We start from the raw sequence: 19201 nt of genomic DNA on the forward strand, positions 1-19201 counted from the left end.
GAGCGTGCAGTGGTCATTCTGCGCTGAATAACGGTAGTTCAGAATTTAGATACGCGCGGAGCACCTCGGCGGCCATCCTGTTCCAAAAATAGCAATGGGGAGGGATGAATGGCCAAATCGGAAGGGTCCTTGCGGTCAACGCCGATCCAGACGATCGCGGAAATTCCGCGACGTTACGCGGCGAGTACTCCAGACGCGATCGCCCTGAGCTTCGAAGGGCGCGAGACGAGCTATCGGGCGCTGGACGAATTATCCAATCAAGTCGCCAACGGCCTCGTGGCTACAGGCGTGCGACCGGCGAGCCGTATTGCGATTCTCGACAGGAATTCGGATATCTTTTTTCAGGTGCTGCTCGGTGCGGCCAAGGTCCGCGCTGTCCTGGTTCCGATCAATGCAAGGCTGGCACCTCCCGAAATCGCTTTCGCAGTCAACGACGCCCAAACCGAAATTCTCTTCGTCGGCGAAGCGTTCGAGAAGATCATCGCTGAAATCCAGGATCAGCTGGACACCATTCGCCAAATAATCGTGCTGGACTCACGTTACCTGAACTGGCGCGATGCCCAACCCTTGTCTGAACCGGGCTTGCCGGTCAGCGCCGACGACGTCTGCCTGCAGTTATACACCAGCGGCACGACCGGTTATCCGAAGGGTGTACAGCTTTCCCATGCAAACTTTCCTCTGCAACCGCTCGACGACTGGAAGGCATGGTCGTCCGACGACGTCATGCTGCTTGCAATGCCCTTGTTCCACATCGCGGGCGTCGGCACCGGCGTGTTCGGTCTGGTGGCCGGTCTCAAGACGATCGTGCTTCGCGAGTTCGTTCCATCAGTGGTGCTCGAAACGATAGAACGTGATCGGATTACGACCACGTTCCTCGTTCCGGCGATGGTATTGGCGATGCTGGCCGAACGTGACGTCGAGAAATTTGATCTCTCCTCGCTGAGGCAAATTCTCTACGGGGCGTCTCCGATACCGCTCGAGCTTCTTAGAAAGTCGCTCCGCGTGTTCAGGCATACGGGGTTTTTCCAGGTATACGGCCTTACCGAAACCACCGGCGTCATCACCGTCCTGGGAGATGCAGACCATTCCGCTGGTGAGGACGAACTCCTGAGGTCGTGTGGCCGCGCTATCGAGGGCGTCGAACTGCGGATCGTCGACGCTTCGGGAAAATCGCTGCCGGCCCGACAGGTGGGTGAGGTCGTATGTCGCACATCGCAAAATATGAGGGGATACTGGAATCGGACCGACGACACCGCGAGGACCCTCCGGAACGGTTGGCTGCATACCGGAGATGCCGGGTTCCTCGATGAGAACGGCTATCTGTACATCCACGATCGCTTGAAGGACATGATCGTTTCCGGCGGAGAGAACGTCTATCCCGCCGAGATCGAGAGCGCCTTGTATGGGCATGCGGATATCGCCGATGTCGCCGTCATCGGTGTGCCTGACGACCGGTGGGGTGAAGCGGTCAAGGCCCTCATCGTCTTGAAGCCGGATCGTTCGCCGGATCCGGCGGGCATACTGCATTTCGCGCGAGAAAGGCTGGCGGGCTTCAAGATCCCGAAGTCAATCGACTTCCTGAACGAGCTTCCTCGCAATCCATCCGGGAAGATACTGAAGCGATTGCTGCGCGAGCGCTATTGGGAAGGATATGAGCGGAGGGTCAATTGAGTGCGGTTGGCCGAACTGAATGTGCCGGACCGGTGGCGTTTTTGCTAGGCGACCGCTGCGTCCTGCAACTTGAGCGACTGAAGCGTCAGCACCTCGGTCACGCGCAGATGTTCCGTCATCAGATCGGTGGCGAGTTTCACATCGCGGCCAAGGATAGCTCGCGCCAGTGCCGAATGTTCGACGCGCAGATCACGATCCGCGCGCGACATTCGAACGTTGATACGGCGATAGCGTTCGCCCTGGACGAAGAGTTGTTCGCGGATACGCAGCAGCCAGCGGCTGTCGCAGGCAGCCACCAGGGCGGCATGGAATTTCGCGTGCGCGATCATCCAGTCGTCGCCCAGATCGTGGATGTCATGAGGCGTATGCGAGAGTTCATGATCGGCCGCGACAATGGCAGCCTCCCATTTGAGGCCGCCGACTTTCATCGCCCGGTGCATGCATTTCAGTTCGATGTCGATTCTGACGGCCGTCAGGTCCGAAACGTCGGCTGCATTGATGGGTGCTACCCGGAAACCTCGCTGCGGCTCCGCAATGACCAGCGACTCGGCAGAGAGACGCGAAAGCGCCTCCCGTACGACGCTCGGGCTCACCGTAAGATATTGAGCCAAATCCTGAATTTTCAGCTTTCCATCAGGCGGCAAGCGGCCAGCCAAGATGTCTGAGCGAAGCCGAACATAGGCCGAAACGGTAAGGCTGGTGGCGTCTGGGGACATCCTGGCATTTTCCCGAGGATTCCAAAGAATACAAGACAAGATCAAAAATATCTTTTTTTTCTTGACTGTATGATTTTTTGAAGTACCGTTCCATTATCGAACTTACGATCAAGAAAAGTCCGGAGGAAGCTAATGACCACACCAAACGAATTGGTTGCCGTCAGTCGGGAGGGCGATCTCGTTACTCTGACGATGACGTTCGCTCCCTATAATCTGGTGGGAAAGCCGCTGCTGACTGCCCTCATGGACGCGGTCGAGAAGGCTCATAAGGAAGGCGCGCGCGCCATTATCCTTCGCAGCGGATTGCGGCACTTCTCCGCCGGTGCTGAAATAGAACTGTTCGACAATCGCGGCGAACGGCTGCCCGAGATCGATGTGTGCGCCTGCCTGGATGCGCTCGAACAGGTCCCGGTGCCGATCATCGCGAGCATGCACGGATTGGCGCTCGGCGGCGGTTTCGAGCTGGCGCTGGCCTGCGACATCATCGTTGCCGCGGACTCCTCGAAGGCCGGCATGGTCGAAGTGACGCTGGGCCTGCACCCGCTGATGGGCGCTATTCAACGTGTGGCATCGCGCGCCGGCGTGGCGCGCGCCAAGGAGATGGCTCTGTTCGGCCGTCGTTATGATGCGGCCACGCTGGAGCGCTGGAATATCGTCAATCGCGTCGTGCCCGAAGCCGAGCTTGAAGAAACGACGCGTATTCTCGCGCTCGAACTTGCGATGGGCCCGACAGTGGCACATGGCGCCACCAAACGACTGATCCGGGAATATATCGACGAGAGTGTCGTGAAGGCGGATCGCGCGATGTCCGACGCGCAGCGTCCGATCTTCCAGAGCAACGATCTCGTCGTCGGCCTCAAGGCCTTCCGCGAATCCGGGCCTGGTCACGCCATTTTCTCGGGCCGGTGAGGAGGGATCATGACAAACCCTGCACCCCTTGCCGGAATCAAGGTCGTCGACTTCTCGCGCGTCCTTGCTGGACCCCATTGCACCAAGGCCCTGTCGGACCTCGGCGCCGACGTGATCAAGATCGAGCCGCCGCGCGGAGACATCTCGCGGTACGCACTGCCCGGCGACGAAACCGCGAGCATGTCTTATTATTATATCCAGCAGAATGTCGGGAAGCGGAACATCAGCATCGACCTCAACTTCCCCGAAGGAAGAGAAGTCGTTCGCAAGATGTGCGACAGCGCCGACATCATCGTCGAGAATTTTCGCGCCGGCACATTGAAGTTCTTCGGCCTCGATTATGAATCCGTTGCAGCACGCAACCCGAAGGTGATCTACGCCTCGATCAGCGGTTATGGCCAGGGCAGCGCGCTGTCACACCGCAGCGCCTACGCGCCGACCGTCCACGCCGAATCCGGCTTCGTTGGCGGGATGATCGACCATCTCGGCGATGATCTCACGGTCAAGCGGCATGATGCCTATTCGCATGCCGATATCTATACGGGTCTCGAAGCGATCATCGGCATTCTCGCAGCACTGCACCACCGGGACCGGACCGGCGAGGGTCAGTATGTCGATATTGCGATGGCCGCAACCATGCTTGCCGTCAACGAGCGGGTTCACGCCGATCTCTCGGACGTGGATTTAGGCGGAGAACCCGCGGCACTCGGACCTGCAGATTCTCCATTCTTCAAGACAAGCTATGGCGATGTCATCACAATCGCGACCAGCGTCGTCAGCAGTTTGACATTCCCGAACTATATCGCGGCGATGCGCCGTCCCGATCTCGCTCTTGATCTGAGATTCGCTACGCCGGCGGCGCGCCGGAAAAATCTCGATGCGCTTTACCAGATCATCCAGCAGTGGATCCTTTCCTTCCCCACGGCCGGCGAACTCGATGCCCAGCTCGATGAAGTGAAGCTGGCGTTCGGCGTCGTCCGCTCGGTCAAGGACTTCGCCGGCTCGGACTGGGTCAAATGGTGGGGCGCGATAGAGGAGGTCACCGACCGCTGCGGCAAGGCGGTCAGGATCCCCGGCAAGCCCTGGCACTTCTCAAAGACGCCGCTCGCCGCTGCGCGCGAAGCCGCCTATCGCGGCGAACACAACGTCGAAGTGATGAAGGAATACGGCTACTCCGACCAGGAGATTGCGGCCCTTGCAAATTCGGGCGTGTTGCTGACGAATATTCCGCCGCGACCCTCGCTGCTGGTGGAAGCATCCGGGCTGCCTGATAGCGGGGATGTCCTGAAGCAGGCGTCCTAGCCGTTGTCGAGACCAATCAGCAAGAAATCAGCGGGAGGGAAATCATGTCACTACAGTTGTCTTCGGAACAAACGCGCAAAATCCTGTCTAATCCGTCTTTCCGGGAACTGACCGCCGCGCGGGCGCGGTTGCGGTGGGGGCTCTCGATCGTCACGTTGCTGATGTTCTTCGGCTTCATCGGCCTGATCTCGGCGGCGTCGTCAACGCTGGGGAAGAGCATGGCGGGCGGAGCCGTTCCGTTGGGCATGGCGATCGCGCTTGGCATGATCGCCTTGGTCGTCGCCTTGACCGGTTACTATGTACGCCGTTCCAACGCCTACTTCGACGGCCTGACACAGCTCGTTCGCCGGGAGTGTGGCCGATGATCGCGCGCATTCTACTGGCGACCATCGCGGCGGCATTCTCCTTTTCCGCCCACGCGCAGGCGACGACTGTTGTAGCCGGGCGCGATCCCAACTGGATCGCCATCGGCATGTTCCTGTTGATCGTGGCCGTCACGCTCCTCATCACGTATCGATCAGCTGGCCGCACCAAATCGAAGGCGGACTTCTATACCGCAGGACACGGGATCACCCCGCTTCAGAACGGCCTGGCGATTGCCGGGGATTTCCTTTCCGCCGCGGCCTTCCTTGGTATCTCGGCGCTGATCTATGCGACCGGCTTCGACGGCCTCATCTATGCACTTGGTTTTTTGACGGGTTGGCCGATCGTGCTGTTCATGATGTCGGAGCGTTTGCGCAACCTCGGCAGTTACACGTTCGCCGACGCCGCGACGTTTCGCCTTGATCGCACCTCGGTCCGTCTGGTTGCCGCCACGGGTAGTCTCGTGGTCGTGCTGTTCTACCTGATCGCGCAGATGATCGGCGCCGGTAAGGTCATTCAGCTTCTATTCGGCGTAAACTATCTGTTCGCGGTCGCCGGCGTCGGACTTCTGATGATCGTCTATGTGGCTGTTGGCGGCATGCAAGCAACCACCTGGGTTCAGATCACCAAGGCGCTGCTGCTGCTGATCGGCGGCACCTTGATGGCGCTGGTGGTGCTGTGGCGTTTCGATTTCAGCCTTGGACGTCTTTTCGTCGAGGCGAGCCAGACCCACCCCAAGGGGGCAGCAATTCTCTCACCCGGCGGGCTGTTCGCCGAGCCGGTTTCCGCAATCTCGCTTGGACTCGCGCTGGTGTTCGGGACCGCTGGGTTGCCGCATATCCTGATGCGGTTCTTCACCGTCAAGGATTCCGCAGGCGCAAGGAAATCGGTTTTCTATGCGACCATCTGCGTGGCTTATTTCTGCCTGGTCATCCCGCTGTTCGGCTTTGCCGCGATGGTGATCCTTATGCCGGACGCGAGTTTCTTCAACGTCGGCGTGAGCGGTCAGTTCAACAAGATCAGCGATCTGATCGGCGGTCCCAATATGGCGGCGGTCCACCTGGCGGGCGCACTCGGCGGACCGATTCTGCTTGGGTTTATCTCGGCCGTCGCGTTTGCCACCATTCTCGCCGTGGTAGCCGGGTTGACGCTCGCCGGCGCCTCCGCGGTGAGCCACGATATCTATGGTCAGGTGATTGCGAAGGGCAACGCGCAGGAGGCACGTGAAGTGATGGTTGCCAAGATCGGCGCGGTCGCGATCGGCATCGTCGCGGTGGGCCTCGCCATCATCTTCGAGAACCAGAATGTCGCGTTCATGGCAGGGTTAGCGCTTTCGGTCGCGGCAAGCTGCAACTTTCCAGTGCTGTCGATGGCGATCTTTTGGCGCGGTACCACCACGCGGGGCGCGGTTGCCGGTGGCTTGGTCGGCCTGTTCAGCTCTCTCCTGTTCGTTGTGCTGAGCAAGACTGTCTGGGTCGCGGTGTTCCATTTCGCTGCGCCATTATTTCCCTACGACAATCCCGCGCTGTTTTCGATGCCGCTGGCGTTCCTGGTGATATGGCTCGGGTCGCTGAGCGACCGAACGGCCCGTGCCTCGGACGAACGGCGCGCGTTTGATGCGCAGTTCGTACAATCGGAAATCGGCATCGGGCTCTCTGAAGGCAACAACGCGCTGGCAGGAGCTGCATGATGAAGGCTACGATCGACGAGACCCACGATCCGGCGCGCCGCAGTTTTGTGTCGGCCGCGAATGACCCTTCCTGCGACTTCCCCATCCAGAATCTGCCGCTCGGCGTCTTCAGCCGTGGCAAGGACGGAAAACTGTCCGCGGGGATTGGGATCGGCGATCAGATCCTCGACCTTCATGCGGCACACAGGGCCGGTCTCCTGCCGGAAGAAATTCCCGAGTGGACTGTGGCCGACTCCTCGCTCAACTCGCTGTTTGCGTTGGGGCCTCGCGCGTTGCGGGCTCTACGAAAGGCAATCGGTGCCGCGCTTGACGCCGGCTCAAGCGGTGAAGCTGCGCGCCGACGTGCGTCAGACCTGCTTGCCCCAATGAGCGCATCCACGATGTATCGTCCGACCGCGGTGCCCAACTATACGGATTTCTATGCCGGCATACATCACGCGAAGGCAGCGGGTGCGCTTCTCACGCCTGAAAATCCGCTGCCTGCCAACTATAAGTGGGTGCCGATTGCCTATCACGGAAGGGCGTCTTCGGTGCAAGTCGGCAAAGGCATTGTCCGCAGACCCATCGGACAGCGGACGCCATCTGTCGATGGGGGCAGTCCTGGCTTTGGTCCGTGCGACCGGCTCGATTTTGAATTGGAGATGGGGTTCTATCTCAGTGGCGGCAACGAACTCGGAAGTCCGATCCCGGTTGCGCGCGCGAGCAAGCAGATTGTCGGCTATTCACTGCTCAACGACTGGTCGGCGAGGGATGTCCAGCGCTGGGAGATGTACCCACTCGGGCCATTCCTCAGCAAGAGTTTCGCGACGTCCGTTTCGCCGTGGGTCGTCACTGCGGACGCATTGGCTCCGTTCCGTATTCCGGCCATGGTTCGTCCTCACGGGGATCCCCAGCCCTTGAAATATCTGCTCGATGACGATGATCAGAGACATGGCGGGCTGGACGTCCACCTGAAGGTGTTTCTCACGACGGAGAAGATGCGGGCTGCTGGGGATGTTCCAGCCGAAATTCTTAATTCGAATGCCAAGTATCTATATTGGACTCCGGCGCAGATGGTTGCGCACCACACGATCAATGGATGCAACCTTCTACCGGGGGATCTGATCGGCACCGGTACAATCTCCGGCCCTACCGACGCCGAATTGAGCAGCATGCTTGAATTTACGTTCGCTGGAACCCGCCCCGTCACGCTTCCCAACGGAGAGCTGCGCGGCTTTTTGCTCGACGGCGACGAAATCAGGTTTGAGGGGCGCTGCAGCCGCGAGGGTTTTGTGTCCATCGGGTTCGGAGCCTGCGTCGGGATGATTGCAGCACCGCACCAGGCAGCGCTTGAAAGCAGGGCGGCCTGACCCGCGCGTTCTGCGAAAAGTCGCGGTTGCCGAGCGACTCGCACCGAACGGGTTTGCGGAGCTCGGAAGATGACAGAACAAGCAATGCCGAGGGGGAGGAGCTGCCATGGAAAATAGCCTCATGATCGCATACGCCATGATCACAATGCCGGACATCGACATGAAAGAGATCCAGTTTGGGCAACTTCTCGTCCTTCTCGTAGTCTTACCAATCGCCGTGTTAGGCCGCCTTGCTGCACTTATCTTCTGACCTTTCACGACGCGGTCGATGTTGTCGTGGGCTCACGCAAACTCGGCGATCGAATGTAGGAGTCCGCATTTGGTGGAAACCGCGGCGCTCCCTGTAGATTTTGCGCGAGCGTTGGATTAGTCGGCGTGACCTTCAGTCACATCAGCGGGCCAAAGTAATTGAGTTTATGGCGTACCCCGTCTCGTTTCAGCATCCACCTAGCTGATCGCTACAGCTACACGACTCGACTGACACGTCTGGAAGCAGAAACGGTTTAAACTTCCAGTACGCATGCCCAGTGGGGTCTCGCATACGCAGGGTCTGGCGCCATCGTTACGAGACGATTTTTTGGCAGCCGAGTGGCGGAGTCTGAGTGTCATCGTCCGGTGCGAGCCACGCGAGGCGCTACCACCGTTACTCCACGGATTTCCATAGAGGCGCAAGACGGAGTTTGACTGCGATCATGGGGTTCGCAACCGCCATTCTGACAACGAGAAATTCTTTAAAGATCTCAATGGGCCAAAAGCACCGAAAATGTCAGAATGGCCTCTGAAAACACCACAGTATTTTGAGACTTCCAAGCTGAATACGAGGGTTCGATTCCCTTCACCCGCTCCAAATTTTTCGAAGATTTTGCGAGAGTGGTCAGGTTTCAGTCTGACAAATCGGCTGCTTTGCACGTTCTGATGCTCGCTTTCCGATCGACTGTTTCGCGCCTCTCTTGATAGCTTTCGTATTCCCCGCACTGGATAAGAACCGCGAAAGGCAACCAGTTAGAATCCCGGTTGGCGACTCCCTCCTGGCCTTCGCGGGTGTGCGACCGGCTGAAGCGAGGCTAATTGGACCGGGCCACGCCGAACCGCCTGAAAATCCTGGGCATGGTCGCCCGGATCGTGTTCGCCGCCACGATGCTTGCGTTGCTGCCGCCACAGAGCGCCGTAAGGCCCTGGTGTTGCGCCGTCCGGAAATTTTTTCAAACCTGGCCCAAGGATTCCGGCGTCTCGTTCGTCTCAATTCGTGAATGCCCGGAAAATCTCCTCCCGGCGCCCCGGCTTATGGGTGGAACTACTATGGTAAAGCGCATGCGGTCGCGGTCCAGGACGGGACTGCCCGGGGGACCGGGTAACGGTCCCAATTGTTTTGCTCAATCCTGTCGGCTTTGAGGAAAGGGCATGGGGGGCGCCATTCAGCTTATGACCGCAGAGGTGACTGAGCCGCCGGATGGCGGCGCCACGGATGACGACCTCGTCAGTCTGGCCACGCAGGGCAACCGTGCTGCATTCGAAGCCTTGTTGCGGCGTCACTACGACCTGATGCACCGGGTTGCGTGGCGCATGACCGGCTCCCAGACTGACGCGCAGGACATTTGCCAGGATGTCTGCTGCGCGCTGGTGGAACGGATCGCTTCTTTCAGGGGGGAGGCGAAGTTCACAACCTGGCTGGTCGGTATCGTGCGCAACGCCTGCCATGACCACCATCGGCGTCATTCGACGTTGACGCGGCTGAAAGGCCATCTCGCCGTTCTTGCCGAAATGGCGGCGCCGCCGGATGGCCGGGATCTCTTTCGTCGCAGCTGGCTCGCGAGCGAGCTGGCGCGGCTTTCGCCGCTGCTGCGGGAGACAGTCGTGCTTGTGGTCGGCGAAGGCATGACGCACGCGGAGGCGGCCACAGCCCTGGGCGTCTCCGAGTCGACCATCTCCGGGCGCATGCACGAGCTGAGGCGACAGGCGGATCTCGCGAAGGACATCGGCGATGAGTACTGATCACGACATCATGCGTTTGCCCGACCCTCCGCCGCCTGCGCCGGACGCGCGTGCCTCGGCTGTGCAACAGGCGCTGCTGCGCTTCGATCAAAAAAGCGCCGAGGAAAAAAACGCCGACGACAGCCAAGGAGTGCCGACCGACATCCGTCTCATCGAGCGAACCGCCGCGTCCTTGCGGCCGTCGCGCGAGAGGACTGTCATGAATCGTACGCGTTATCTCCTGGCTGCCAGCCTGGCCTGTATTGTTGCCGGATCGGGCGCCTATCTCCATCTCATGTGGTCGCCGCAGCCGCAGGATGCCGGCGTGCGCGTCGAACGGCTGGCTAGCAACGCCGTCGCTCAAGCTCCTTCGACAGTGGAAGCAAAGAAGGAAAGCGAAAGCCACGCCCAGCCGCAAATGCAAATCCAAACCGCCAGTCAGGCCGGAAAGCCCAGCCAGGAAGGCGCCGCGCCTTCGGCTGCCGCGGCGCCGCCTCCCGCCAGGTCGCGCGTGGAAAATCTGATTGCCAGCCGGGACGCTCCGAAGGCGCCTCCCGCGACGGCGTTGAGGGCTCCCATGCAGGGGGCACCGTCAGAAATGTACGCTCTTAGAGGCCGGAACGATCACATGCTCTCGCGCGCGCCGTCTGCTCAACTGCTGGCGCAGGTCGAAGTCTTTCGGGACCAGCGCGAACGTGTTCCTGCTGCGTCCGAGCCTATCGGCCGCGACAAGTTTGCAAACGCGCCGGAAAACGCCTTCAAGGTCGCGCGCGACGCACGCGTCTCGACATTCTCTATTGATGTCGATACGGCGTCGTACGCGTTCGTCCGCGCACAGCTCAACCGCAATGTCCTGCCGCCGGCCGCGTCGGTTCGGACCGAGGAGCTGATCAATTACTTTCCCTATGCCTATGAAGCCCCCGCATCGGCGAACGAACCGTTCCGGGCCAACGTTGCCGTGTTTCCGAACCCCTGGGCGGAAGGCCGCAAGCTCATTCGCATTGGCGTCAAAGGTTATGCGCTGCAACAGACGAGCCGACCGCGCGCGAATCTCGTTTTCCTGATCGATACATCGGGCTCGATGGAGCCGCAGAACCGGTTGCCGCTCGTGAAGCAGTCGCTCGCCATGCTCGTTACCCAGCTGAAACCCGAGGACCGCATCGCGATCGTGACCTATGCCGGAAATGCCGGCACGGCGCTCGAGCCCACTTCCGTGTCCGAGAAAGCGAAAATCCTGGCGACGATCGATCGGCTCGAGGCGGGTGGCAGCACGGCGGGTGCCGAAGGCATCAGGCAAGCCTATGGTCTTGCAGAGCAGAACTTTGACGCCAGCGGCGTCAATCGGGTCATCCTCGCCACCGACGGCGACTTCAATGTCGGAATTACGAACAAGGATGAATTGAAAGGTTTCGTCGAGCGTCAACGCGAAAAGGGCATTTTCCTGTCCGTGCTCGGCGTTGGTGCCGGCAATTACAACGACGCGCTGGCGCAGACGCTGGCGCAGAACGGCAACGGCGTCGCCGCCTATATTGATACGATCAACGAGGCACGCAAGGTGCTGGTCGAAGAGGCAAGTTCGACGCTGTTTCCGATCGGCAAGGATGTGAAGATCCAGGTCGAGTTCAATCCGGCAGCCGTCGCCGAATATCGGCTCATCGGCTACGAGACGCGACTGCTCAATCGCGACGATTTTTCAAATGACAAAGTCGATGCCGGCGACGTCGGCTCGGGGCAAACCGTGACGGCGCTCTACGACATCGTGCCTGTCGGCGGGCCTCGCGTGGTCGACGATCTCAGATACGGTGCGCAAGCCCCGGCGAGCGACTCACCGTCGCCGGCCGAATATGCCTTCGTCAAGATCCGCTACAAGCTGCCGCGATCCGATCAAAGCGTGCTGGTCAGCACCCCCGTCGATCGCGCATCGGAACATGGCCGCTTCGAGGACGCGCCACTCGATGCCCGCTTTGCAACCAGTGTTGCCGCGTTCGGCGAGATTCTACGTGGCGGAAAGCACACCGGCCGGTTCGGCTATGACGACGTGCTCCGTATCGCCTCGGCCGCGCGCGGCGACGATCCTTACGGCTATCGCTCCGAGTTCCTTCAGTTGGTGCGCGCGGCCAAAACTGCGAGCGCGATGCAGCCGCTGCGACCGTGATCACTCTTCGATTTAGGCCAGCGCGCCCATTCCGGCATCGATAGGAAGCGGAGCAAAGTTGCCTCCGCTTCCGGGCCTCCCAACGCGATGCGAAGCCATCAAGGCGGAAAATTTCGTGCCGCCACCGCTCGCTGGATGGTAGCGCTTAGGCGGTGTCAACGCCGTGTGCCACATCCAAACCAGAAAGCGGACGCGTGAATTGTCACCAAGAGACTCGCGCTCTCGGCTCACACGCGTCGATCCTCACGAGGGCGTGATGTAACTGATCGCCGACCGTCGCCGAATTCAGGACCAGGGGGCTTCTCAATCCGTCCCGCCCGTGGAATTTTGCGGCCATGAAATTTCGAGCTGTCATGTCCTGAAGCACAGCATGGCGGTCGTCGTCCTGCCGTTTCTGCTGATCGCGGCGCTGGCGCTCATCAGCATCGGTTCGGCGCCGGTGTCGCACTGGGACCGAATGGTTGCGGGTGACGCGTGGTTGGAATGTCTGGTGTCGATCCCGATCATCGCCATTGTGCCATTTGCGCTAACGATGTGGGCGGTGCGTCAGGCGGCACCGATCGACCTGCGCCGCGCAGGGGCGTTCGCCGGTCTTGTCGCTGGCAGCATCAGCGCAGTGGCCTACGCGCTTCACTGCACCGACGATTCGCTGCCCTTTGTCGCGCTCTGGTATGGTGGAACGATCGTGGTGTGCACTCTGGCGGGGGCCGCGCTCGGGCCGCGGCTACTGCGGTGGTGAGGTGTTGCGTCAATACCGACGTCGAACTCGAAACCGCGACAAATGCGTGCGGCGATATCAGTGTCGATAGCTCGCGTCCCGATCGAACGCCGCGCAAACTGCTCGACGTCAGCCGTCTCGCCAAGCTCGGCTGGCGCGCCGCGACCTCGCTTCACGATGGCTTGAAGAGCGCCTATGCGGCGTATCAGGCCGGCGCGCCGGTGGCGGCGCGAGAGTAGGAACCTTCACCGCAAGCAAGAGTTGGCCGGTCGGGCAGGGCGAAAAGCCACACGAGGCCGACCGTGCAACAAGCCGTGCGCGTGCGCTCCACCGCGCAAATCGAGGGTCATCCGATTCATCCGATGCTGGTGCCACGACAAGGCCGGCGCATTGCTGGTCGCCGACGACAGCGGCAACGCCGTGTGGCGGGTGACGGCGGCCCATCCGCAGGTCACGCAGCGCTGGATATCGAGGAGTTGCACCATGGGCCTTGCTCAATACGCGATCGTGCCGGTCGAGGATGAATGGGGCGTGCTGCATGACGGCGACGTCAAAAGCAAATACGCGACCAAGGAAGCCGCGTTCGAGTCCGCGGTCGCTGCCGCCTCCCTGGCGATCCGTCAGGGGCATGAGGTGCATGTCAGCGTGCCCGGTCGCGAAGCCGGCGAGAATGCGCTGGGAAGCTAGGGATACGATCAAGCCCGTGCGCTTGTGATCCTGAGCGAGTACGGCGCCACGACTGCGCATCATCCCTACGTGAACGAGATCCGCTAACCTGTTTCCGGCCGTCGCCACGCCACCCTGATCCTTCCTACTGACCGACGATGGCGTCGATTTCCTCTTTCAGGAGGGCGCCGTAATGTTCGAGGACGCCCGGCGCCAGCTTGGCGCAGAGCAGCGTGAAACTGAGCGCCGCGCCCGGCTTTTCGCCCGGCGTCATGATCGGCAATCCAACTCCGGCAATGCCGGGAATGAGCTCGCCCACATCCACCGCGTAACCGCGGCGACGGGTGTCGGCAATCAGCTGTCGAACCTTGTCCTCGGTGAGGTTGCGATAGGACGCGTAGCGCCCGAGGTTGGCGCGGATGATGTAGTCCTGCTCGTCCTCGTCCAGGAATGCGAGCATTGCGATCGAACCGGGGCCAACGCCGAGGGGGACGAAGCCGCCGATCGATCCCGTCAGCGTCGGCACGATGCATTCGCCGTCGCGCCGGTCGAGACAAACGGAATCGTGGTTGAAGCGGGCCATCAGATGGGTCGTGTCGCCGGTGCGGCGCCTGAGCCGGGACAGCGCGATCTCGCAGCGGCTGATGATGCCGGGGCCGCGAGCCGCGCGGACGCCGTAGATCGCCATGCGTGCACCCAACCTGTAGCGCCGTTTTTTGTCGTCGCGGGCAAGCAGCTTGTGACCGACCAGCGTGTTGAGGATGCGGTGACAAGTGGCGGTGTTTAGCCCGGAGCGGGCCGCCAGGTCTTTGAGCGATAGGCCCTCGACGCCGCCATCGGCGACGAGATCCAGCAGGATGACGGTCCGGTCGAGCAACTGGGCTCCACCGGAGGGCGGTTGGGCGATCACCGGTATATAATCTCACATTATGAAAAAAGTGGTCTCAACAACTATACATTGAGAAAGATGTGTCTCCAATGATGAAAATTAGGTCGCTTGGGATTGATGCATATTTTTTGAGCGACCTGATTTCTGCATTCGCAAAGCTGATGGCTGACGCGGCGCTGTGGCAACAGCGCTGGAAGGCCGTGATTTATCCAGAGGAACAGGATGACAGGCTTCAAAACGATGATGGGCGTTTCCGCTGTTGCGCTCGCTGCCTTTTTTGCTGGTAGCGCCGCCGTGGCGGGCACGCTTGAGAACGTCAAGGCGCGCGGCAAGCTCGTCGTCGGCGTGAAGAATGATTACGTGCCCTATGGCTTTCTGAACGACAAGGGCGACATCGTCGGCTTCGAGGTCTCGCTTGCGAAGTACGTTGCCAAGGAGCTCCTTGGCTCCGAGGACAAGATCGAGCTCGTGCCTGTCGTCGCGTCCAATCGCATCGAATTCCTGACCGCCGGCCGCATCGATGCGATTTTCGCCACGCTCGGCGTCACGGCCGAGCGCGCCAAGGTCATCGACTTCACGACGGAATACGTTTCCGCTGCCGGCCCGTCCGTGCTGGCGGCCAAGGAAGCGACGGTCTCCAAGTGGGAAGAGCTGAAGGGCAAGTCGGTCTGCGGCATCCAGGGCTCCTACTACAACAAGAAGATGACCGAGGAATTCGGCATCAATCTCGTGGCCTTCAAGACCCAGCCGGAAGCCTATCGCGCGTTGAAGGACAATCGTTGCATCGGCTTCGTCTTTGACGACATGACGCTTCAGCAGAAGCTCAAGGAGCCCGATTGGGCAAACTACAAGATCGCGGTGGCGCCCTATGAATTCCAGCCGATGGCGGGCGGCCTGCGCAAGGGGGACACGGAATTCCACGAAGCCGTCGACAAGGCCATCGCGAAGGCCGAGGCCGAAGGCAAGCTGATTGCGTGGGAGACCGAGTTCGGCATGCCGCACTCCGGCTACATCGCCGCGCGGGCGAAGGCTGCGGTCGCGAAGAAGAACTGACGCACACGGAGCGGCCTTTGTTCGGACTCGACTATTCCTGGCTCGCGGATCCTGCGTACCAGCAATGGCTGCTGACCGGTGTCGTCAACACGCTGAAGCTGGCGGCGCTCTCATCGGCGGCCGCCATCCTCATCGGGATGCTCGGGGCCCTCGGGCTCACGCTGCGGATTTTCTGGCTCGATGCCCTGATCGAGCTGTTCGTCGAGGTGTTCCGCAACACACCGCCGCTGTTGCAGATGTTGTTTGCCTATTTCACCTTCTCGAACCTCGGCCTCAAGGTGACCGATCCGTCGACGGGATTATCGGTTCCGCTTCTCAGTGCTTTTGCCTGTGCTGCGATTTCGCTCAGTCTCTTCGGCGGGGCGCTGGCGACCGAAGCCTTCCGCTCGGGCATCGAAACCATGCCGCGATCGATCATCGATGCCGCACGGTCGCTGGGGTACGGCCGATGGGCCCGCTTCTGGCGCATCGAGGCGCCGATCGCCACCCGCATCTGCCTGCCGGGACTGACGAACATCCTGACCAACCTCTTCAAGACGACGTCGCAGGCATCCGTCATCACCGTGCCGGAACTGATGTACTACGCCGGGCAGATCTACAATGACACGTTCCGCACGCTGGAGGTCATGATTCTGGTCCTCCTCATATATGTGGTGCTGGTGTCCATCCTCACATTTGCGATGGCGAGGCTCGAAGCCTTCATGGCCTTCCCGGGTTACGGGAGGGGGCATTGATCGCGGGCTCCATGCTCTCCTATGACGGAAAGAAGCGCGCCGTTCTGCTGCTGATCGCCTTTGGCGTGGCCGTCTGGATCGGGGTCGATGCGGCGGCGGGCGGCTCGGCGCACTGGAGCCGCGTGCTGGCGCGGCTTCCTCTGCTTCTCACCGGCTCGGCGTCCGGCTGGCCGATCACGGGCGGCTTTGCCCTCAATATCATTCTCTCGATCGCCTCCATGGCACTCGCGACGGTGCTCGGTACGATCATGGGTCTTGCGACGCTCGCCAGGTTCGGACCGATCCGGGTCCCGTCTCTTCTGCTGATGAATTTCCTGCGCAATTCACCCTGGCTCGTTCTGCTTTTTGCAACGCTCTATTTCCTGCCGTTTGAGATGCATGTCTTCGGCACGACCATTGCGTTCCCGCCGTTCGTGAAGGCCGTGATTGGCCTTGCGCTGCCGACGGCGGCGAATTTCTCCGAGGTGATCCGGGGCGCCGTTCAGTCCATTCACAGCGGTCAGTGGGAAGCGGCACGTTCGCTCGGCTATGGCACCGGCCAGATCTATCGCCACGTGATCATGCCACAGGCGCTGCGGCGCATGATTCCGGGCTGGATGAATTCCTACGCGTTGCTGATGATCGCGACAGCGCTCGCCACGGTGACCGGTATCCAGGACGTGCTGACAATTCTGAATACTTTGCTCGCCATGGAGAACGAGCGCGTGATCGTCTACTTCTATTTGACCATCCTCTTCCTGTTCATCGCCTATTGCTATCCGATCGCGGTCGTCGCGCGCTGGTTGGAACGCGCCGCGAAGGGAGAAAGCCTGTGAACCGCATCGACGCGCTGATCGAGCTCGACAACGTCCGCAAGTCCTTCGGTGACGTCCCTGTTCTCAAGGGCATTTCGATGTTCGTGCAGAAGGGCGAGGCAGTCTGCATTATCGGTCCTTCCGGGTCGGGAAAGTCCACCATTCTGCGCTGCATCAACGGCCTGATTCCCGTGGACGAAGGCTTTGTCCGCGTCGGCGCACACCGTGTGCATGAAATGAGGTCGGAAAAGCAGATGCGGGTGCTGCGCCATCAGGTCGCGATGGTGTTCCAGCAGTACAATCTTTTCCCGCATCGCACCGCACGGGAAAACATCATGATGGCGCCGATCCAGGTTCTCGGACACGATCGCGCCGAAGTCGAGGAGCGGGCCCGCAAGCTCCTGAAGAAGGTGCGGCTCTCGGAGAAGGCAGACAGCTACCCGGGGCAGCTGTCCGGCGGCCAGCAGCAGCGCGTGGCAATCGCCCGCGCACTCGCGATGCAGCCGGAAGCGATCCTGTTCGACGAGGTGACGGCTGCGCTCGATCCCGAAACGGTAAAGGACGTGCTGTTCGCGATCCGCGAACTGGTGGAGGAGGGCCTCACCTGCATTCTCGTGACGCACGAGATGAAGTTCGCCCGGGAAGTCTCGCAACGCGTTTGTTTCACCGATCGTGGTCTGATCGTGGAAAGTGCGCCTCCTGCGGAACTCTTCGACAATCCGCGAGACCCGCGCACGCGCGAATTCCTCGGTCAGGTTCTCTGATCGCACCACCGGGGCGGACGCGCTGCGTGGTGCGGCCATCCCACGTGCAATGAAAATGAAAGGTGAGCCGGAAGGCCCAATACATCATGCCTCGTTTTGACGACATCTACGCCAAGGACTTCAAGGAGACGCCTTACTGGTGGGAGGCCGCGGAACCGGAGACCGATCTCGATCCGCTGCCGGAGCGAGCCGAGGTCGTGGTCATCGGCTCGGGCTATGCCGGGTTGAATGCAGCGACTCATCTGGCGCGCGCCGGGCGCTCCGTCGTCGTCATCGACGGTGACCGGATCGGGGAGGGAGCCTCGACGCGTTCGGGCGGGATGGTGTCGAGTGGCCAGAAGCTGGTGGTTAGTGGTGCGATCAAGGGAATCGATCCCGTGCTCTTCTCGCGCCTGATCGGCGAGAGCAACGAGAGCTTCGATTATCTGAAGATGCTGGTCGAGACGGAGAAGCTGGATGCGGGGCTTGCGCTCAGCGGCCGCTTTTTCGGCGCCCACGCCGCGGGCGATTACGAAACCCTGAAGCGGCATGGCATGCTTCTGGCGGAAAAGACCGGCGTGACCGTACATTTCCTCGATCGCGCGCATCAGCGATCGGCGATCGGTTCGGACTATTATCACGGCGGCATGGTGATCGACGAATATGGCGGTCTGCATCCGGGCAAGTATCACAAGGCGCTGCGCGACCGGGCGCGCGCCGCCGGCGTCATGCTGCGCTCGCATGCGCGCGCGGGTATGGTGCAGGATGGTGCGAAAGGAGAGAAGATCGTGCCGACCGCTCGAGGTGCCATCCGGGCTGCCCACGTGGTCGCAACCACGAACGGTTACACCGCCGCCGATGCGACGCCTGGCCTCGCCAGCCGTATCGTGCCGGTCAAGAGCTATCAGATTGCCACCGCGCCGCTGCCGGCCGATCTCCTGGCCGAGCTCGTTCCGCAGGCCCGCATGGTGTCCGACACACGCCGTGATTTGATCTACGCCAGGCCGTCGCCTGACGGGACACGGCTTCTGTTCGGTTCACGCCCGGGCATCTTCGACATGCCCGACAAGCTGGCCGCGAAGCGGCTTTATGCGCGCATGTTGGCCATCTGGCCGCAGCTTGCGGGCGTGAAGATCACTCATGCCTGGAGCGGGCGCGTGGCCATGACCGTCGACAAGATAGCCCATCTCGGGGCTCGCGACGGCGCGGATTTCGCGGCTGGTTGCAATGGCAACGGCGTCGCGCTGATGACCTTTCTCGGCTACCAGACAGCACGCAAAATTCTCGGCGAGCAGAACATGCCATCGGCCTTCGATCGCGAGACATTCACGGCCGTGCCCTTCTATTCGGGCAAGCCCTGGTTCGTGCCGCTCTTTGCCGGCTGGTATCGCCTGCGCGATTTCCTCGACCGTCCGGGACGCTGAGCCTCGGGCGGCACATCCGGCCCGGCTCGCCTTCCGCGTACCCGTTTCAAGGAG

17 protein-coding genes and 2 pseudogenes are annotated in these 19201 nt (G+C 61.0%); 17 read left to right on the plus strand and 2 right to left on the minus strand.

The genetic code is table 11. The annotated features are described in order from the left end of the window. The first annotated feature begins 108 nt into the window (after positions 1-108). Positions 109-1671: a fatty acid--CoA ligase gene (locus AB7Z56_RS17385; protein ID WP_354234347.1), complete on the plus strand. Its 1563-nt coding sequence runs from the start codon at positions 109-111 to the stop codon at positions 1669-1671. A gap of 44 nt (positions 1672-1715) precedes the next feature. Here AB7Z56_RS17385 and AB7Z56_RS17390 read toward each other — a convergent pair whose 3' ends face one another. Further along, positions 1716-2387 (minus strand): GntR family transcriptional regulator, encoded by a 672-nt coding sequence (locus AB7Z56_RS17390; protein WP_354124133.1) that lies wholly within the window; start codon positions 2385-2387, stop codon positions 1716-1718. 132 nt (positions 2388-2519) lie between these two features. Between AB7Z56_RS17390 and AB7Z56_RS17395 the strand changes: the two genes are divergently transcribed. The 11 genes and pseudogenes from AB7Z56_RS17395 (at position 2520) to AB7Z56_RS17445 (ending at position 13531) form a co-directional block, all read left to right on the plus strand. Beyond that, positions 2520-3296 carry an enoyl-CoA hydratase/isomerase family protein gene (locus tag AB7Z56_RS17395; protein WP_354124134.1) on the plus strand — a complete coding sequence of 259 codons (777 nt, stop codon included), beginning with the start codon at positions 2520-2522 and terminating at the stop codon, positions 3294-3296. A 9-nt stretch (positions 3297-3305) separates the two neighbouring features. Next, on the plus strand, positions 3306-4598 hold the full coding sequence (locus tag AB7Z56_RS17400) for a CaiB/BaiF CoA transferase family protein (RefSeq protein ID WP_441256377.1): 1293 nt from the start codon (positions 3306-3308) through the stop codon (positions 4596-4598). Between the two features lie 44 nt (positions 4599-4642). After that, positions 4643-4963, plus strand: coding sequence for a DUF485 domain-containing protein (locus AB7Z56_RS17405; protein WP_354124136.1), 321 nt, complete (start codon positions 4643-4645; stop codon positions 4961-4963). After that, a complete protein-coding gene (actP, locus tag AB7Z56_RS17410; RefSeq protein ID WP_441256378.1) occupies positions 4960-6651 on the plus strand; it encodes a cation/acetate symporter ActP in 1692 nt (563 codons plus the stop codon). The genes AB7Z56_RS17405 and actP overlap by 4 nt, the downstream gene beginning before the upstream one ends. Next, a complete protein-coding gene (fahA, locus tag AB7Z56_RS17415; protein ID WP_354124138.1) occupies positions 6651-8000 on the plus strand; it encodes a fumarylacetoacetase in 1350 nt (449 codons plus the stop codon). Before actP ends, fahA begins: the two co-directional genes overlap by 1 nt. A gap of 106 nt (positions 8001-8106) precedes the next feature. Continuing rightward, on the plus strand, positions 8107-8250 hold the full coding sequence (locus AB7Z56_RS17420; protein ID WP_354124139.1) for a hypothetical protein: 144 nt from the start codon (positions 8107-8109) through the stop codon (positions 8248-8250). A 1151-nt stretch (positions 8251-9401) separates the two neighbouring features. Beyond that, positions 9402-9992, plus strand: coding sequence for an RNA polymerase sigma factor (locus AB7Z56_RS17425; protein ID WP_354124140.1), 591 nt, complete (start codon positions 9402-9404; stop codon positions 9990-9992). A 199-nt stretch (positions 9993-10191) separates the two neighbouring features. Then, the gene (locus AB7Z56_RS17430; protein ID WP_441256379.1) at positions 10192-12126 is read left to right on the plus strand and encodes a vWA domain-containing protein; all 1935 of its coding nucleotides are present in this window, start codon (positions 10192-10194) and stop codon (positions 12124-12126) included. Between the two features lie 382 nt (positions 12127-12508). Further along, positions 12509-12865 (plus strand): annotated as a pseudogene (locus AB7Z56_RS17435) (DUF1109 domain-containing protein); the annotation flags it as partial. Positions 12866-12915: 50 nt separating this feature from the next. Next, positions 12916-13083, plus strand: a pseudogene (locus tag AB7Z56_RS17440) (GDP-L-fucose synthase); the annotation flags it as partial. A gap of 244 nt (positions 13084-13327) precedes the next feature. Next, complete coding sequence (locus AB7Z56_RS17445; protein WP_063986285.1) at positions 13328-13531, plus strand: hypothetical protein; 204 nt, start codon at positions 13328-13330, stop codon at positions 13529-13531. A 124-nt stretch (positions 13532-13655) separates the two neighbouring features. Here AB7Z56_RS17445 and AB7Z56_RS17450 read toward each other — a convergent pair whose 3' ends face one another. Next, on the minus strand, positions 13656-14387 hold the full coding sequence (locus AB7Z56_RS17450) for an IclR family transcriptional regulator (protein ID WP_354124142.1): 732 nt from the start codon (positions 14385-14387) through the stop codon (positions 13656-13658). 234 nt (positions 14388-14621) lie between these two features. Between AB7Z56_RS17450 and AB7Z56_RS17455 the strand changes: the two genes are divergently transcribed. From AB7Z56_RS17455 to AB7Z56_RS17475, 5 genes are all read left to right on the plus strand, one after another. Further along, entirely contained in the window at positions 14622-15452 is an 831-nt protein-coding gene (locus tag AB7Z56_RS17455; RefSeq protein ID WP_354124143.1) for a transporter substrate-binding domain-containing protein, read from the plus strand. 17 nt (positions 15453-15469) lie between these two features. After that, positions 15470-16186, plus strand: coding sequence for an amino acid ABC transporter permease (locus AB7Z56_RS17460; protein WP_063982553.1), 717 nt, complete (start codon positions 15470-15472; stop codon positions 16184-16186). Further along, positions 16183-17001, plus strand: coding sequence for an amino acid ABC transporter permease (locus AB7Z56_RS17465; protein WP_354124144.1), 819 nt, complete (start codon positions 16183-16185; stop codon positions 16999-17001). Before AB7Z56_RS17460 ends, AB7Z56_RS17465 begins: the two co-directional genes overlap by 4 nt. Next, positions 16998-17744, plus strand: a complete 747-nt coding sequence (locus AB7Z56_RS17470) for an amino acid ABC transporter ATP-binding protein (protein ID WP_354124145.1) — start codon at positions 16998-17000, stop codon at positions 17742-17744. Before AB7Z56_RS17465 ends, AB7Z56_RS17470 begins: the two co-directional genes overlap by 4 nt. A gap of 86 nt (positions 17745-17830) precedes the next feature. Beyond that, complete coding sequence (locus tag AB7Z56_RS17475; RefSeq protein ID WP_354124146.1) at positions 17831-19147, plus strand: NAD(P)/FAD-dependent oxidoreductase; 1317 nt, start codon at positions 17831-17833, stop codon at positions 19145-19147. The last annotated feature ends 54 nt before the right edge of the window (positions 19148-19201 follow it).

The sequence above is a fragment of the Bradyrhizobium sp. 482_C4_N1_8 genome, assembly GCF_052075965.1.
GTDB classification, from domain to species: domain Bacteria; phylum Pseudomonadota; class Alphaproteobacteria; order Rhizobiales; family Xanthobacteraceae; genus Bradyrhizobium; species Bradyrhizobium barranii.

Coding starts and splice junctions, on each gene's coding strand:
- AB7Z56_RS17390 (WP_354124133.1), bottom strand. CDS start 2,387: ATGTCCCCAGACGCCACCAGCCTTACCGTTTCGGCCTATGTTCGGCTT.
- AB7Z56_RS17420 (WP_354124139.1), top strand. CDS start 8,107: ATGGAAAATAGCCTCATGATCGCATACGCCATGATCACAATGCCGGAC.
- AB7Z56_RS17405 (WP_354124136.1), top strand. CDS start 4,643: ATGTCACTACAGTTGTCTTCGGAACAAACGCGCAAAATCCTGTCTAAT.
- actP (WP_441256378.1), top strand. CDS start 4,960: ATGATCGCGCGCATTCTACTGGCGACCATCGCGGCGGCATTCTCCTTT.
- AB7Z56_RS17475 (WP_354124146.1), top strand. CDS start 17,831: ATGCCTCGTTTTGACGACATCTACGCCAAGGACTTCAAGGAGACGCCT.
- AB7Z56_RS17430 (WP_441256379.1), top strand. CDS start 10,192: ATGAATCGTACGCGTTATCTCCTGGCTGCCAGCCTGGCCTGTATTGTT.
- AB7Z56_RS17445 (WP_063986285.1), top strand. CDS start 13,328: ATGGGCCTTGCTCAATACGCGATCGTGCCGGTCGAGGATGAATGGGGC.
- AB7Z56_RS17425 (WP_354124140.1), top strand. CDS start 9,402: ATGGGGGGCGCCATTCAGCTTATGACCGCAGAGGTGACTGAGCCGCCG.
- AB7Z56_RS17400 (WP_441256377.1), top strand. CDS start 3,306: ATGACAAACCCTGCACCCCTTGCCGGAATCAAGGTCGTCGACTTCTCG.
- fahA (WP_354124138.1), top strand. CDS start 6,651: ATGAAGGCTACGATCGACGAGACCCACGATCCGGCGCGCCGCAGTTTT.
- AB7Z56_RS17455 (WP_354124143.1), top strand. CDS start 14,622: ATGACAGGCTTCAAAACGATGATGGGCGTTTCCGCTGTTGCGCTCGCT.
- AB7Z56_RS17385 (WP_354234347.1), top strand. CDS start 109: ATGGCCAAATCGGAAGGGTCCTTGCGGTCAACGCCGATCCAGACGATC.
- AB7Z56_RS17395 (WP_354124134.1), top strand. CDS start 2,520: ATGACCACACCAAACGAATTGGTTGCCGTCAGTCGGGAGGGCGATCTC.